Source organism: Pseudomonas sp. B21-012 (assembly GCF_024749305.1).
Classification (GTDB): domain Bacteria; phylum Pseudomonadota; class Gammaproteobacteria; order Pseudomonadales; family Pseudomonadaceae; genus Aquipseudomonas.
Genome location: NZ_CP087197.1, coordinates 1,438,521 through 1,452,651, shown reverse-complemented (window position 1 = coordinate 1,452,651; position 14,131 = coordinate 1,438,521). Strand labels below are relative to the sequence as shown.

Sequence of the window (14,131 nt, the reverse complement as noted above, 5' to 3'; positions counted from 1 at the left end):
CCAGCAGTTTGCCGAAAGGCAAAGCCTGTTTGCGAAAAAAATTCGCGTGGTATCAGGCGCTTGCGTGAACTTGCCGGTTACAGCGGCACGCCCAGGCGTTTGGCAACTTCTTCGTAGGCTTCGATAACGTCGCCCAGACCCTGGCGGAAGCGGTCCTTGTCCATTTTCTTGCGGGTTTCTTTGTCCCACAGGCGGCAGCCGTCCGGGCTGAATTCGTCACCCAGGACGATCTCGCCGTGGAATACGCCGAACTCAAGCTTGAAGTCGACCAGCAGCAGGCCGGCATCGTCGAACAGCTTGTTCAGCACGTCGTTGACCTTGAGCGACAGCTCTTTCATCTTCGCCAGTTGCTCGGCGGTGCCCCAACCGAAGGCCACGACGTGGGATTCGTTGATGAACGGGTCGCCCTTGGCGTCGTCCTTGAGGAACAGCTCGAAGGTGTGCGGGGTGAGCTTCATGCCTTCTTCGACGCCCAGGCGCTTGACCAGGCTGCCGGCGGCGTAGTTACGCACGACGCATTCGACCGGGATCATGTCGAGCTTCTTGACCAGGCATTCGTTGTCGCCCAGCAGCTTGTCGAACTGGGTCGCAATGCCGGCTTCTTCAAGCTTTTGCATGATGAAGGCGTTGAACTTGTTGTTCACCATGCCCTTGCGGTCGAGCTGTTCGATGCGCTTGCCGTCGAACGCCGATGTGTCGTTGCGAAACAGCAGGATCAAGCGGTCAGCGTCGTCGGTCTTGTAAACCGACTTGGCTTTGCCGCGGTAGAGTTCTTCACGTTTTTCCATGATGGGCTCCGCTTGCTAAATGATGGGCTAGGCGATTTCACGCCAGTCGAGCCCGGAATCCTGATTGGCCACTTGCAGCCAGTCCGGGTCGCAGCCGAGGGTATCGACGAAGCATTGCCGGGCCAGCTGTGGCTGGTTGTTCTTGCTGCTGAGATGGGCCAGCACCAGGTGTTGCAGGTTCTGCCAGTCCAGCTCCGACACCAGGCGCGCGGCCTGATGGTTGTTCAAATGTCCGTAGTCGCCACCCACCCGCTGCTTCAAAAACATCGGGTACGGCCCGCGTCCGAGCAGGTCGCGACAGTGGTTGGCCTCGATCAGCAGGGCGTCCAGGCCCTGGTAGCTGCTGAGCAGGGCCGCATCATACGAGCCCAGGTCGGTCAGCACGCCAAAGCGCCGGCTGCCATCACCAAATACGTACTGCAGCGGCTCCAGCGCGTCGTGAGTGACGCCGACGGCGGTAACGCTCAGGTCGCCCAGCTGCAAGGTGTCGTTGGCGGCCAGGAAGCCTGCGGCCTCGACCGGCTTGCGCATGCCGCGCAAGGTGCCGCGGCTGAGGTAGACCGGTACATTGTAGCGCCGCGACAGCAACCCGACCCCATGCACGTGGTCGGCATGTTCGTGGGTGACCAGCACCGCGCTCAATTGCGCCGCAGAAACGCCGAGCAGCGCCAGGCGCCGCTCGGTTTCACGCAGGGAAAAGCCGCAATCGACCAGCAGCAAGGTATTGCCACTGGCGATCAGCGTGCCATTTCCCTGGCTTCCACTTCCAAGTACGGCGAAGCGCACTTAACCCAGGTTGTCCTGAATCACGCTCAGCACGCGGCGGGCAACGTCTGCCGGGGCCACGGTGTTGATGTTCTTCTCGACGGTGACCTGGACGTTTTCGCCCACCTTGCTCAGGCGAACCTGGTAGCGCTCGGCACGGGCTTCACGCTCTTCCTTGCTCGGCGCACTGCCGAACAGGCGGCTGAAGAAGCCTGGCTGCTCTTTGGTCTCGGCTTTCTCGGCAAGGTTGATGTAGTACAGGCCCAGGCTGCGGTTGATGTCTTCAACGCGCCATTCGCCCTGCTCCAGGGCACGGCCAACGCTGGACCAGGCGCGATCAAGGTCGGCGCCCAGGTTCAGTACCGGGTTGCCGCTGCCGTCTTCGCTGAGGCTGACGCGGCTCGGGGTATCGAAGTCGCGGGCGGCAAGCAACGACACCGAACCGCCCTTCTCGGCGCTGCGGGTCATGCTGGCGAGCATTTCGTCGACCAGGATGGCGTCAACACCGGTGTTGGCAGAGCGCGCCGGGAATTCCTGCTCGGCAGTGCTGCCGGCCGGGCGTTCGACGGTCACGACGTAGACTTCACTGGTGTTGCGCTGCACGCCCGGCTCGATGCGGATGCGCGCACGGACTTCGTTGTCGCTGCTGCTCGAGGCACTGCCCAGGCGCTTGGCCATGGACGCCGAGAGTTCGTCAAACCGCTGCCAGGTGGTGTTGAACTCACCGGTTTGCGGACGCTCTTCGGCAATCCGGAAGCCGTTGTCTTCAAAGAACTGACGGGCCACTGGCCAGACTTCGGCCGGCGAGCGCTGGGCCAGGACCCAACGCGAGCTGCCGCTCTTCTGCAGGCTGAAATCGCTGATGTCGGCCGCGGCGTTCAACGGCAGCGGACGCGGCACTTCGAATTCGCCCTTGACGTTGTCGTCGGCGACGTTGCGCGGGATCGGCAGCAGCGGGTCGAGCCGCTTGGCGCTGCTGACGTCCGGTGGTAGCTGCATCGGCGGCTTCTGGGTGGCCTCCAGATAATCGCTGCCACGGTCACGGAAGTAACCCTCTTCGCCCCAGAGCCAGCCGCAACCGCTGGTACTGGAGATGATCAAGGCAAGGGCGGAAAGACCAGCCAATCGCTTCATGCGGTGTACGTCCTCAATTAAAACTTCAGGCCGCACTGGCGCATCGCCTGGCGTACCGTATCGTGACAGGATTCGCTCAGCCAGGTCAGTGGCAGGCGGATGCCCTTGTGCATCAGGCCCATTTCGACCAAAGCCCACTTCACCGGAATCGGGTTGGCTTCGATGAACAGGTCCTTGTGCAGCGGCATCAGTTGTTCGTTGATTGCGCGAGCCTTCTGGGCATTGCCCTCAAGGGCGGCTTCGCACAGATCGGCCATTTCTCGCGGGGCGACGTTGGCGGTAACAGAGATGTTGCCCTTGCCGCCCAGCAGGATCAGCTCGACAGCGGTCGGGTCATCGCCGGACAGGACGATGAAGTCCTTGCTGACGCCGTCAAGGATGGCCTTGGCGCGCTTGAGGTCGCCGGTGGCCTCTTTGATGCCGATGATGTTTGGCACGCTCGACAGGCGGATCACGGTCTCGGCCTGCATGTCGCAGGAGGTGCGGCCAGGGACGTTATAGAGGATCTGCGGGATGTCGACGGCTTCGGCAATGTGCTTGAAGTGCTGGTACAGGCCTTCCTGGGTCGGCTTGTTGTAGTACGGCACCACCAGCAGGCAGGCATCGGCGCCGGCTTCCTTGGCGTTGCGGGTCAGGTGCACGGCTTCGCTGGTGGAGTTGGCGCCGGTGCCGGCGATCACCGGGATACGGCCATTGACCTGCTTGACCACCGCCTTGATGACTTCAATGTGCTCATTGACATCCAGGGTCGCCGACTCGCCGGTAGTACCGACGGCAACGATGGCGTGGGTGCCGTTTTCCAGGTGGAAGTCCACGAGTTTGCTGAGGCTGTCCCAATCAAGACGCCCTTGTGCATCCATGGGTGTGACCAATGCCACCATACTGCCCGCAATCATGAAACTGCTCCTGCCGGAAAAAGAGAGCGGTAATGGTACTGGCGCCATCGGCCTTGCACAAGCGAAGCAGGCGGGCGGAGCATTCCCCTCGGCGGCCATTTTCGCTACCCTTCTGTCTTTGATCGGTACATAGTGGCCCGCCGGGCTGCCGACAATGCGCGTAGCCAGCGCCGCAAGGCTCGATCCTGAGCCCCGGGCGCCTGCCTACCGGCCTTTTTGCCACGTCAGGTACCGACCGCTCATCGCTTTAGGAATGCTGCATGTCCACCCCCACCGTACGCGAACAATTCCTTGTCATCAGCGCCCTGGGTGCCAATCCCATGGAACTGACCAACATCCTGTGCCGGGCCAGCAACGACAATCGTTGCTCGGTCGTCACCTCGCGCCTGACCCGCCACGGCGAGTGCAGTGCCCTGGTCCTGCAGGTCGCCGGCAGTTGGGACGCCCTGGCGCGCTTCGAAGGCGCCCTGCCGGGCCTGGCCAAGAAGCACACCTTCACCGTCAACGTGGTGCGCAGCGCCGAACTCGAAGTGCGCCCGCTGTCGCTGCCGTACGTGGCCTATGTCAGCGCCGCCTACCGCCCGGACATCATCAACGAGCTGTGCCAGTTCTTCATCGACCACCATGTGGAGCTGGAGAACCTCACCTGCGACACCTACCAGGCCCCGCAGACCGGCGGCACCATGCTCAACGCCACCTTTACCGTGACCCTGCCGGCCGGTACCCAGATCAGCTGGCTGCGTGACCAGTTCCTGGACTTCTCCGATGCGCTGAACCTGGATGCGCTAATCGAACCGTGGCGCCCACAGAACCCGATGTAAGGAAGCTTTTCATGGCCGTTGAACTTGACCAACCCGTCGCCGATTTCGAGGCTCAGGCCACCAGCGGCCAGACCGTCAGCCTGGCTGGGCTTAAAGGCCAGCAGGTGGTGCTGTACTTCTACCCCAAGGACAGCACCCCGGGCTGCACCACCGAAGGCCAGGGTTTCCGTGACCAGCATGCAGCCTTTGCAGCGGCCAACACCCAGGTGTTCGGCGTATCGCGCGATGGCATCAAGTCCCACGAAAACTTCAAGACCAAGCAGGCCTTCCCCTTCGAGCTGATCAGCGACAAGGACGAGGCCCTGTGCCAGCTGTTCGACGTGATCAAGCTGAAGAAACTCTACGGCAAGGAATACCTGGGCGTGGACCGCAGCACCTTCCTGATCGACAAGGACGGCGTGCTGCGCAAGGCCTGGCGTGGGGTGAAAGTGCCAGGGCACGTGGACGCCGTGCTGGCTGAAGCGCAGACGCTGAACGCAAGATAAGCCAATCGCGGGGCAAGCCCGCTCCCACAGGTTCTTTCACTCACTGTGGGAGCGGGCTTGCCCCGCGATGCTTTTAGAGCAGCGGCGCCACCACCGGCTCGCGCCGCGGCCAGGCATCCAGCACGGCCTTGAACAGGGTCGCCAGCGGGATGGCAAAGAAGATCCCCCAGAACCCCCACAGCCCGCCAAACAGCAGCACCGCGCAGATGATCGCCACCGGGTGCAGGCTCACCGCCTCGGAGAACAGCAGCGGCACCAGCACGTTGCCGTCCAGGGCCTGGATGATCGCGTACACCGCCATCAGGTAGATGAACTGATCACCCCAGCCCCACTGGAACAGCGCAATCAGGGTTACCGGTACGGTCACCACCACCGCGCCGACATAGGGCACCACCACCGACAGGCCGACCAGCAGGGCCAGCAACGCCGCATAGTTGAGCCCCAGGCTGATGAAGGCGATGTAGGTGGCCACGCCACAGATCAGAATCTCGATGCCCTTGCCGCGAATGTAGTTGGCGATCTGCCGGTTCATTTCTTCGGCCACCCGGGTCATCAGCGCCCGCTCCTTGGGCAAATAGCCACTGACCCAATCGGCGATCTGCTCGCGGTCCTTGAGAAAGAAGAACACCAGGATCGGCACCAGCACCAGGTAGATCATGATGTTGACCAGCAGCGGCAGGCTCGACAGCGAGAAGGTCAGCGCCCACTGGCCGAACTTGCCGATCTCGCCGCGCATCACCTCGATGGCCTGCAGCACCTGCTCGTCGGAGACCAGGTGCGGGTAGCGCTCGGGCAACAGCAATAACAGCGACTGCCACTTGCCGAGCATGCCCGGCAGTTCATTGAAGAGGGTGATCAACTGGTGCCAGAGCAGCGGCACCAGCACCAGCAGGAACACCGCCAGGGCGCCCATGAACAGCATGAACACCAGCCCGACCGCATAGCGCGTGGGCACCCGCAGGCGCTCCAGGGCGTTGACCAGGCCTTGCATCAGGAACGCCAGAACCATCCCCGCCAGCACCGGCGCGAGCATGCCACCGAGGGTCAGGACGGCGGTGAACGCCAGAAACAGCAAGACCGCCAGCACCACCGCTTCTTCATCGGAGAAGTAGCGCTGCATCCAGTCGCGAAGCACCTTGAACATTGACGATCCTTTAACAGAAAAAACTCAGGCCTTCTTCAGCCAGTAGGTGTAAACACCGGCCTCGGCCTCTTCGAGCAGCAGCGTATGACCGGCCAATCGGGCAAAAGTGCGAAAGTCGCGCTGGGAACCGGCGTCGGTGGCAATCACCTTGAGCACCGCGCCAGTGGCCAGGCGATTGAGCTCCATCTTCGCCTTGAGCAGCGGCAGCGGGCAGTTCAGCCCGCTGGCGTCGAGTTCGGCGTCATGGGTCGGGGTCTCGCTCATGGGGTTCTCCAGGCAGGAATGCGGGCACAGGTAGCATTTTGAACAAGCCCGGTAGGATACCGCCACTGGTCGCCAACGTGCGAGCGGGCTACAGTAAGGTTCTTTGTCGACCAGAGCTTCGTGCATGAATTTTCTGCGCCCTACCCTGCTGACGCTGGCCTGTTTGATGGCGCTCCCCAGCCATGCCGACGACCTGCCGTCACTCGGCGACGCCAGTTCTGCCATTGTCTCCCCGCAACAGGAACACCAGCTGGGCCGCGCCTGGCTCAGCCTGCTGCGGGGCAATGTCAACCAACTGAACGATCCCCAGCTCAAGGATTACGTCGAAACCAGCGTCTACCGCCTGGCCGAAACCAGCCAGTTGCAGGACCGGCGCCTGGAGTTCATCCTCATCGACAGCCGCGAACTCAACGCCTTTGCCGCCCCCGGCGGGATCGTCGGGGTCAACGGCGGGCTGTTCCTCAATGCCCAGACCGAAGGCGAATACGCCTCGGTACTGGCCCACGAACTGGCGCACTTGTCGCAACGCCACTTCGCCCGCGGCGTCGAGGCCCAGCAGCGCATGCAGTTGCCGATGATGGGCGCGCTGCTGATCGGCATCGTCGCCGCCGCGGCAGGTGCCGGTGATGCCGGTATTGCCGCAATTGCCGGCACCCAGGCGGCCGCCATCCAGGAGCAGCGGCGCTTCTCGCGGCAGAACGAACAGGAAGCCGACCGCATCGGTATCCTCAACCTTGAGAAGGCCGGCTATGATCCGCGCAACATGCCGACCATGTTCGAGCGCCTGATGCGCCAGTACCGCTACGACGCCAAGCCGCCGGAATTCCTCCTGACTCACCCGGTTACCGAATCGCGCATCGCCGACACCCGCAACCGCGCCGAACAGGCGCCCAAGGGTGGCACCGAAGACAGCATGCGCTACCAGCTGATTCGTGCCCGGGTGGCGCTGATCTACGAAGGCACCCCCGGCCTTGCCGCCAAGCGCTTCCAGGCCCAGCTCGACGAAAACCCGCAGATGGACGCCGCCCGCTACGGCCTGGCGCTGGCGCAGATCAAGGGCGGGCGCCTGAACGAGGCGCGCGAGAACCTCAAGCCGCTGCTGGCCAAGGCGCCCAACGACATCACCTACAACCTGGCGCAGATCGACCTGGACATCACCAACAACCGCCTGCCCGATGCCCAGCAACGGGTCGAGCGGATGCGCAGCCTGTACCCGGCCAACTACCCGCTGCAACAGGCGCGCATCGACCTGCTGCTCAAGCAGAACCGCCCTGCCGAGGCAGAGAAGGCGCTGGATGCGCTACTCAAGAACCGTCCTGAAGACCCGGACGTCTGGTATGACGTGGCGGAAGTGCGGGGCTTGTCGGGCAACACCATCGGCCTGCACCAGGCCCGCGCCGAATACTTTGCCCTGGTGGGCGACTTCGACCAGGCCCTGCAGCAGCTCGACTACGCCAAGCAGCGCGCCGGCAACAACTTTGTCCTGGCGTCGAAGATCGATGCGCGTCAGCGCGAGCTGATGGAGCAGCAGCGGATGGTCAAGGACATGATGCGCTAAGCATCGCGGGGCAAGCCCGCTCCTACCGTAGGAGCGGGCTTGCCCCGCGAAGGCGTCGTCAGGCGTTACCGGACAACTTCATCCGCGCTGCCTGGGTGAAGTCGAGCATACGCTTGAGCGGCTTGATCGCCTGGGGGATCAACGCCGGCTCAACGAAAATCTCGTTAGTGCCTTCCCGCAGGCACTGCAAGGTGCGCTCCAGGGTATTCATCGCCATCCACGGGCAATGCGCGCAGCTGCGGCAGGCCGCGCCGTTACCGGCGGTAGGCGCTTCGATGAAGATCTTGTCGGGGCACAGCTGCTGCATCTTGTAGAAGATGCCGCGGTCGGTGGCGACGATGAAGGTCTTGTTCGGCAGGGTCTGCGCCGCCGCAATCAGCTGGCTGGTGGAGCCCACTGCGTCGGCCAGCTCGATTACCGCCTCGGGCGACTCCGGATGCACCAGGATTGCCGCATCCGGGTACAGCGCCTTCATGTCGGCCAGTTGGCGCGACTTGAACTCTTCGTGGACGATGCAGGCACCGTCCCACAGCAGCATGTCGGCGCCGGTCTGTTTCTGGATATAGCGGCCCAGGTGCTGGTCCGGGCCCCAGATGATGGTCTCGCCGTTGTCCATCAGGCTTTCGACGATTTCCAGCGCGCAGCTTGAGGTCACTACCCAGTCGGCGCGGGCCTTGACCGCCGCCGAGGTGTTGGCATACACCACCACGGTGCGCTCGGGGTGCTTGTCGCAGAACGCAGAGAACTCCTCCACCGGGCAGCCGAGATCGAGCGAGCAGGTCGCCTCAAGGGTCGGCATCAGCACGCGCTTTTCCGGGGTGAGGATCTTGGCCGTCTCGCCCATGAAGCGCACCCCGGCGACCACCACGGTCGAGGCCGCGTGGTTCTTGCCGAAGCGGGCCATTTCCAGCGAGTCGGACACGCAGCCACCGGTTTCCTCGGCCAGGGCCTGGATCACCGGGTCGCAATAGTAGTGGGCAACCAGCACGGCATCTTGCGCCTTGAGTTCGGCGGCAATGGCGGCGCGGTAGTCGGCCTCTTGCTCGGGCGTCAGCGGCGTGGGCTGCTTGGCATCGAGGTGAGCCTGGACGAGAAGGCGTTCGGAAATCTGGGTCATGATCGCTGGACCTGCAGGCGCTTGAGCGCGTAAGTCGAGTGTATCACCGAGCCCTGGCAAATCGGCTACAGGCTCCACAGGCAGGGCAAAACAGCCTTGCGCACAGAACCACGGACCAGCTGCGGCCTCGGGTTTTTATAGGATGCCGAAGGCTACAGATAATCGAATGAATTCAAAAGGTTTTTTTAGTGAAACAAGCCCGGGGCGGGCGCCCCGGGCCTGAACATCAACCGCCGGTCGCCTGCATTGCGCTGGCGTTGGCCATGATCACGCTGGCGAACTGCTCAACGGTCATCTTCTGGCCGTTGAAGTCGACCATGCCATCGGCATAGTGCAGCGAGGTAACAATGTCATTGCCCTCGACCTTGGCCATCTGGCTCTGCACCGCCATCATGCTGACCATTTCCCCGGCCTGGGCCGCTTGCTGGGAAACGATGGCAGCATCGGTCTGGCCTTCGAACTGCGCCTGCAGGGTCGCCAGGTCACCGATCATCGGCTTGGACAGCGACAGCTTGCTCTGCAGCTGGGTGATCAGCTGCTTGGACAGCTCCTCGGGCGGCAGCTCCAGGGAGGTCGGGTTGGCCAGGTCGACGCTGAAGCTGAAACGGCTTTCGCCATTGGCAGTCTTGAACGACAGGTTCTCCAGGGCGATCTGCGGCTTGGCTGCCAGCAGGCGCTGCACATCGCTGCGCACCTGGGCCGTTTCAGCCTCGGTCATCGCCAGGTCCGGCATGCCTGCACCTTCGGCAGCGGCCTGCTGGAACTCCGGCAGGCGGCTCTGGTACCAGCCGATCAGCGCTTGCATGGCCGGGATGTCGAGACGCTTGAGGCTCCAGACCATCTCGCCGGCACCGATGGCCTTGCCGTCAAAGTTGATGTCGCCAACCTTGTATTCCATGCGTGCCGAGAGCTTGTCGCCGTCGTTCTTGTACTCGTTGTTCTGCGCCAGGCCCTTGAGCTTCAGGACCTTTTGCTCATCGCCGAAGGTGGCGACCGTATCAGCCACGGCCATGTCCATCTTGCCGACATAGAAGCCGAACGGCGTCTTGGTCATGTCGCCGGTCAGGCTCAGGCCCTTGATCTCGACTTTCAGCACTTTGCTGTCAGGGTCGACCAGGTTCAGGCTCAGGCCGCCCGACTGGCCGGTGAGCTGCACGTGTTCGGCGCCTTCGTTGCCGTGGCCAGTGACTTCAAAGCCGGAGAACTTCAGCGACGAGCCGTCCTTGCTCCACTCGATCGGCGCCACCTGGAAAGCGCTGTCCATCGAGCGATCGTAGCCGTAGGCAACCTGGCCTTGCAGCGGCGAAACGTCTTTGGTCAGGGCGAACCAGTCGGCGGTGGCCGCGTCTTTTTCCAGGCTGTAATGACTGGCTGCCATGACCGGCATCAGCTTCAGCGCCTTGACCCGCGACAGCGGCAACGGCCCGTGTTCGATCTGGTCGACAAAATTCAGCTCAAAGCTTTTTCTGTCTTCGCCAACCTGCAGGTTCTTTACCTTGAGGCGGTATTTGGCGGTACTGCTGAACAGATGGCTGTCCAGCGATACCAGCTCAAGCTCCACGAGGGTGTCCATACCCACCAGCGCCTGCTTGGTCTGGGCGTTGGATTCGGCGATGGTGGTTGCCAGCACGCCTGGCAGTTGCTTGCCGGTGTACCAGGCACCCGCGGTGCACACCGCTGCCACTGCCACTGCGAGGCCGAGTACGCCTGTAGATTTCTTCATGAATTGTTTCGCTTCCATTTGTAGAGAGTTGTAGCGTTGACTAAGCCTTGCGGCCTATTCGTTGACGTCCATGTACTCGCGGGCCCAGACGATGTAGTCGTCCGGTTGCGTGTAGGTATGGGTGAGTTCGGTGGCGCTCAGGTCCGAGGTGCTGCTGGTGATACCGCGCTGCTCGCGCAGGCAGTCGTAGGTGGCCTTGATCGCGGCAAAGTAGGCGCCATGGCCATCGACGGCAATGCGCACGCCCAGTTCGGCCAGGCGCGCATCATCATGCAGTTGCGGGTTGCCGTAGGTGACCAGCATCAGCGGCACGCTCAGGTGCGCGGCAATCTGTTCCAGGTGTTCGAAGTCGCGGATACCGACAATGCACAAGGCGTCTGCGCCGGCGTTCTGGTAGGCCACGGTGCGGGCGATGACTTCTTCGGTGGCAATCAGCGCCGCGTTGGTGCGGGCAATGATCGACAGCTCCGGGTCAACCCGCGCCTCCAGCGCCGCACGGATCTTGCCGACGCCTTCGGCGATGCTGATCAGGTCGGTAGACTTGCGCCCGAACTGGGCCGGCAGCAGGGTGTCCTCGATGGTCAGCGCGGCAATCCCGGCACGCTCAAGCTCGGTCACCGTCCGCATCACGTTGAGCGCGTTGCCATAGCCGTGGTCGGCGTCGGCAATTACCGGCAGTTGCGCCACCCGGCCGATCCGCGTCGCCTGCTCGGCGAATTCGCTCAGGCTGATCAGGGCAAAGTCAGGGGCGGCCAGCACCTGCAGGGAGGCCACCGAACCGCCGAGGATCCCCACCTCGAAGCCCAGGTCAGCGGCAATGCGCGCCGACATCGGGTCGAAAACAGAGGCGGTGTGGTAGCAGGCAGGTGAGGCAAGCAGTTGGCGGAACGCGCGACGCAGGTCTTGGTGGGAGGCTCTTGGCATGGTCTTTCCAGGCTATCGACTTCATTTAGTAGGTCGAACATTACCACTGCTGGCTATCTGACTGACAGCGCCACGCGCTTCAGGGTCTCGCTGGGCAGCTCCTTGAACAGCTTGCGGTAGCTGTCGGAAAACCGTCCCAGGTGCCAGAACGACCAATGCATGGCCACTTCGGCGACGGTGGTATCGCTGGGCGTGCAACTGAGCAATTCACGCCGTGCACTGTTGAGCCGGCGCAAGCGCAGCCACTGCGCCGGGGCCATGCCGGTAAAGGTCTTGAAGGCGTGCTGCAGCTGGCGCAGGGACACCCCGGCAACCTGCGAAAGCTCAAGCAGATTGAGGGTTTCTTCCGGGCAATCTGCCGCCCATTCGCCAACCTTGCGCATGATTGCGCGCTCTTCGGTACGCCGCCACAACGCCCCGCGATCGAGGCAGATGCACGCGTTATCGAGGATGAACAGGCAGTCTTCCAGCAACTGCGCGGCCAATGCGTCCTGGCTTGGTGGGTCGATGGTCTGCGAGATGCGCGTGAGGGTGCCGCTCAGCCAGCGGCTGAACAGCTCGTTCTGCATCGAGTTCAACGGCGCCATGAACAGCCCGTCGAGGCGGGCGATGTCCAGGCTGTGGCGCTGGACGAATTCCGGGCCGAACACCACGGCCACTTCCTGGTAGTTCTCCGGGGTGATCCAGATGTTGCGGCTTTCGCCATTGAGCACGTAAAGGCTGTGATCGTTGCGGTCGAAACAGAACGCCAGGGAGCCGGCCGGCGCACTGAAATTCTGCTCGACCCGAGTGTTCATGCACTCCTCGTAAATCTCCACGCCCTGCAGGTCGAGGCAGCGCAGCTGGCCGGCGAAATGCCCGGGAGACATCTGTTGGTAATGCTGGGTCCAGCCCGGGGTGGCACGGACCTGTTCGGTGACATCGGCGGTATTGAAAGCTTGAACCCGCAAAGGCGTTGACGCTGTCATGAGCTGCTCTTTATGCACTCTTTTGGTGCATTTTAGTCTTGCTGAAAGTGGATAGATCGAATGCGCAAGCGTCACCCAAGATAGACCTCAACGCGCTACAGGGGAAGCCGCTTGGGTGGCAAGCCGGTCGCAACTGCCGGTCCTGGCGTGGATAAAACCAACAACGAGGTCTTTATGAATGCCCCTTTCGATCAGCTGTCTGCGTGGCTGAAAGAACACAAGATTACCGAAGTCGAGTGCGTGGTCAGTGATCTGACCGGTATCGCCCGCGGCAAGATCGCACCGACCAACAAGTTCCTGCATGAACGAGGCATGCGCCTGCCGGAAAGTGTGCTTCTGCAAACGGTAACCGGGGACTTTGTCGACGACGACATCTACTACGACCTGCTCGATCCGGCCGACATCGACATGGTCTGCCGCCCGGATTCGGCGGCGGTGTACGTGGTGCCATGGGCCATCGAGCCGACCGCCGTGGTGATCCACGACACCTTCGACAAGCAAGGTAACCCGATCGAGCTGTCGCCGCGCAACGTGCTCAAGAAAGTCCTCAAGCTCTACACCGACAAGGGCTGGCAGCCCATCGTCGCCCCGGAGATGGAGTTCTACCTGACCCAGCGCTGCGAAGACCCGGACTTGCCGCTGCAGGCGCCACTGGGCCGTTCGGGCCGGGCCGAAAGCGGCCGCCAGTCGTTCTCGATCGATGCCGCCAACGAATTCGACCCGCTGTTCGAAGACGTTTACGACTGGTGCGAAGCCCAGGGCCTGGACCTCGACACGCTGATCCACGAAGACGGCCCGGCGCAGATGGAAATCAACTTCCGTCACGGCGACGCCCTCGACCTTGCCGACCAGATCACCGTGTTCAAGCGCACCATGCGCGAGGCGGCGCTCAAGCACAACGTCACCGCCACCTTCATGGCCAAGCCGGTGGGCGACGAGCCGGGCAGCGCCATGCACCTGCACCAGAGTGTGGTCGACATCGCCACCGGCAAGCCGATCTTCGTCGACGACAACGGGCAAATGAGCGAGCTGTTTCTGCATCACATCGGCGGCTTGCAAAAGTACATCCCCAAAGTGCTGCCGATGTTCGCCCCCAACGTCAACTCGTTCCGCCGTTTCCTGCCCGACACCTCGGCGCCGGTGAACGTCGAATGGGGCGAAGAGAACCGCACCGTGGGCCTGCGCGTACCGACCTCGAGCCCCGAGGCGATGCGCGTGGAAAACCGCCTGCCCGGCGCCGATGCCAACCCCTACCTGGCGATTGCCGCGAGCCTGCTGTGCGGCTACCTGGGCATGGTCGAGAAGATCAACCCCAGTGCCCCTGTGCAGGGCCGCGCCTACGAGCGGCGCAACCTGCGCCTGCCGATCACCATCGAAGACGCCCTGGCGCACATGGAAGACTGCCCGACCATCGAGCAGTACCTGGGCAGCAAGTTCGTCCGCGGCTACGTGGCGGTCAAGCGTGCCGAGCACGAGAACTTCAAACGGGTGATCAGCTCCTGGGAGCGCGAATTCCTGCTGCTCAGCGTCTGAGCCCGAGCTTG

At 62.8% G+C, this 14,131-nt stretch carries 14 protein-coding genes; 4 read left to right on the top strand and 10 right to left on the bottom strand.

Features of this window, described 5'->3' with window-relative positions; genetic code table 11:
* Positions 1–77 precede the first annotated feature (77 nt).
* Genes purC through dapA form a run of 4 tightly spaced genes read right to left on the bottom strand, consistent with a single transcriptional unit; the run spans position 78 to position 3,583 of the window.
* The gene (purC, locus tag LOY37_RS06655) at positions 78–788 is read right to left on the bottom strand and encodes a phosphoribosylaminoimidazolesuccinocarboxamide synthase (protein WP_093386315.1); all 711 of its coding nucleotides are present in this window, start codon (positions 786–788) and stop codon (positions 78–80) included.
* A 27-nt stretch (positions 789–815) separates the two neighbouring features.
* Positions 816–1,574: an MBL fold metallo-hydrolase gene (locus tag LOY37_RS06650; protein ID WP_093386320.1), complete on the bottom strand. Its 759-nt coding sequence runs from the start codon at positions 1,572–1,574 to the stop codon at positions 816–818.
* Positions 1,575–2,687, bottom strand: coding sequence for an outer membrane protein assembly factor BamC (bamC, locus tag LOY37_RS06645; protein ID WP_258716507.1), 1,113 nt, complete (start codon positions 2,685–2,687; stop codon positions 1,575–1,577).
* Positions 2,688–2,704: 17 nt separating this feature from the next.
* Positions 2,705–3,583 (bottom strand): 4-hydroxy-tetrahydrodipicolinate synthase, encoded by an 879-nt coding sequence (gene dapA, locus LOY37_RS06640; RefSeq protein ID WP_195885872.1) that lies wholly within the window; start codon positions 3,581–3,583, stop codon positions 2,705–2,707.
* A 260-nt stretch (positions 3,584–3,843) separates the two neighbouring features.
* Here dapA and LOY37_RS06635 point away from each other — a divergent pair, with 260 nt between their 5' ends.
* Both LOY37_RS06635 and LOY37_RS06630 read left to right on the top strand, forming a co-directional pair.
* A complete protein-coding gene (locus LOY37_RS06635) occupies positions 3,844–4,404 on the top strand; it encodes a glycine cleavage system protein R (protein ID WP_038996628.1) in 561 nt (186 codons plus the stop codon).
* 11 nt (positions 4,405–4,415) lie between these two features.
* Positions 4,416–4,889: a peroxiredoxin gene (locus tag LOY37_RS06630; protein WP_258716506.1), complete on the top strand. Its 474-nt coding sequence runs from the start codon at positions 4,416–4,418 to the stop codon at positions 4,887–4,889.
* Between the two features lie 73 nt (positions 4,890–4,962).
* Here LOY37_RS06630 and LOY37_RS06625 read toward each other — a convergent pair whose 3' ends face one another.
* Together LOY37_RS06625 and LOY37_RS06620 are read right to left on the bottom strand one after the other, a co-directional pair.
* On the bottom strand, positions 4,963–6,033 hold the full coding sequence (locus LOY37_RS06625; RefSeq protein ID WP_045193511.1) for an AI-2E family transporter: 1,071 nt from the start codon (positions 6,031–6,033) through the stop codon (positions 4,963–4,965).
* Positions 6,034–6,057: 24 nt separating this feature from the next.
* On the bottom strand, positions 6,058–6,297 hold the full coding sequence (locus tag LOY37_RS06620; protein ID WP_045193512.1) for a sulfurtransferase TusA family protein: 240 nt from the start codon (positions 6,295–6,297) through the stop codon (positions 6,058–6,060).
* Positions 6,298–6,421: 124 nt separating this feature from the next.
* Between LOY37_RS06620 and LOY37_RS06615 the strand changes: the two genes are divergently transcribed.
* On the top strand, positions 6,422–7,855 hold the full coding sequence (locus tag LOY37_RS06615) for a M48 family metalloprotease (RefSeq protein WP_045193514.1): 1,434 nt from the start codon (positions 6,422–6,424) through the stop codon (positions 7,853–7,855).
* Positions 7,856–7,913: 58 nt separating this feature from the next.
* Here LOY37_RS06615 and nadA read toward each other — a convergent pair whose 3' ends face one another.
* The 4 genes from nadA to LOY37_RS06595 all read right to left on the bottom strand — a co-directional run bounded on the left by nadA (position 7,914) and on the right by LOY37_RS06595 (position 12,587).
* Positions 7,914–8,972, bottom strand: a complete 1,059-nt coding sequence (gene nadA, locus LOY37_RS06610) for a quinolinate synthase NadA (RefSeq protein WP_258716505.1) — start codon at positions 8,970–8,972, stop codon at positions 7,914–7,916.
* Between the two features lie 226 nt (positions 8,973–9,198).
* The gene (locus LOY37_RS06605; protein ID WP_258716504.1) at positions 9,199–10,695 is read right to left on the bottom strand and encodes a YdgA family protein; all 1,497 of its coding nucleotides are present in this window, start codon (positions 10,693–10,695) and stop codon (positions 9,199–9,201) included.
* 54 nt (positions 10,696–10,749) lie between these two features.
* Positions 10,750–11,619 carry an oxaloacetate decarboxylase gene (locus LOY37_RS06600; protein ID WP_045193517.1) on the bottom strand — a complete coding sequence of 290 codons (870 nt, stop codon included), beginning with the start codon at positions 11,617–11,619 and terminating at the stop codon, positions 10,750–10,752.
* Between the two features lie 53 nt (positions 11,620–11,672).
* On the bottom strand, positions 11,673–12,587 hold the full coding sequence (locus LOY37_RS06595; RefSeq protein ID WP_045193518.1) for a helix-turn-helix domain-containing protein: 915 nt from the start codon (positions 12,585–12,587) through the stop codon (positions 11,673–11,675).
* 174 nt (positions 12,588–12,761) lie between these two features.
* Between LOY37_RS06595 and LOY37_RS06590 the strand changes: the two genes are divergently transcribed.
* Positions 12,762–14,120: a glutamine synthetase family protein gene (locus tag LOY37_RS06590; protein WP_045193707.1), complete on the top strand. Its 1,359-nt coding sequence runs from the start codon at positions 12,762–12,764 to the stop codon at positions 14,118–14,120.
* Positions 14,121–14,131 lie beyond the last annotated feature (11 nt).

Bases quoted from the DNA above. Each gene is read 5' to 3' on its own strand.
- nadA (WP_258716505.1), bottom strand. From the start codon at position 8,972: ATGACCCAGATTTCCGAACGCCTTCTCGTCCAGGCTCACCTCGATGCC.
- LOY37_RS06635 (WP_038996628.1), top strand. From the start codon at position 3,844: ATGTCCACCCCCACCGTACGCGAACAATTCCTTGTCATCAGCGCCCTG.
- LOY37_RS06605 (WP_258716504.1), bottom strand. From the start codon at position 10,695: ATGAAGAAATCTACAGGCGTACTCGGCCTCGCAGTGGCAGTGGCAGCG.
- LOY37_RS06590 (WP_045193707.1), top strand. From the start codon at position 12,762: ATGAATGCCCCTTTCGATCAGCTGTCTGCGTGGCTGAAAGAACACAAG.
- dapA (WP_195885872.1), bottom strand. From the start codon at position 3,583: ATGATTGCGGGCAGTATGGTGGCATTGGTCACACCCATGGATGCACAA.
- LOY37_RS06620 (WP_045193512.1), bottom strand. From the start codon at position 6,297: ATGAGCGAGACCCCGACCCATGACGCCGAACTCGACGCCAGCGGGCTG.
- LOY37_RS06625 (WP_045193511.1), bottom strand. From the start codon at position 6,033: ATGTTCAAGGTGCTTCGCGACTGGATGCAGCGCTACTTCTCCGATGAA.
- LOY37_RS06615 (WP_045193514.1), top strand. From the start codon at position 6,422: ATGAATTTTCTGCGCCCTACCCTGCTGACGCTGGCCTGTTTGATGGCG.
- LOY37_RS06600 (WP_045193517.1), bottom strand. From the start codon at position 11,619: ATGCCAAGAGCCTCCCACCAAGACCTGCGTCGCGCGTTCCGCCAACTG.
- LOY37_RS06595 (WP_045193518.1), bottom strand. From the start codon at position 12,587: ATGACAGCGTCAACGCCTTTGCGGGTTCAAGCTTTCAATACCGCCGAT.
- bamC (WP_258716507.1), bottom strand. From the start codon at position 2,687: ATGAAGCGATTGGCTGGTCTTTCCGCCCTTGCCTTGATCATCTCCAGT.
- LOY37_RS06630 (WP_258716506.1), top strand. From the start codon at position 4,416: ATGGCCGTTGAACTTGACCAACCCGTCGCCGATTTCGAGGCTCAGGCC.
- purC (WP_093386315.1), bottom strand. From the start codon at position 788: ATGGAAAAACGTGAAGAACTCTACCGCGGCAAAGCCAAGTCGGTTTAC.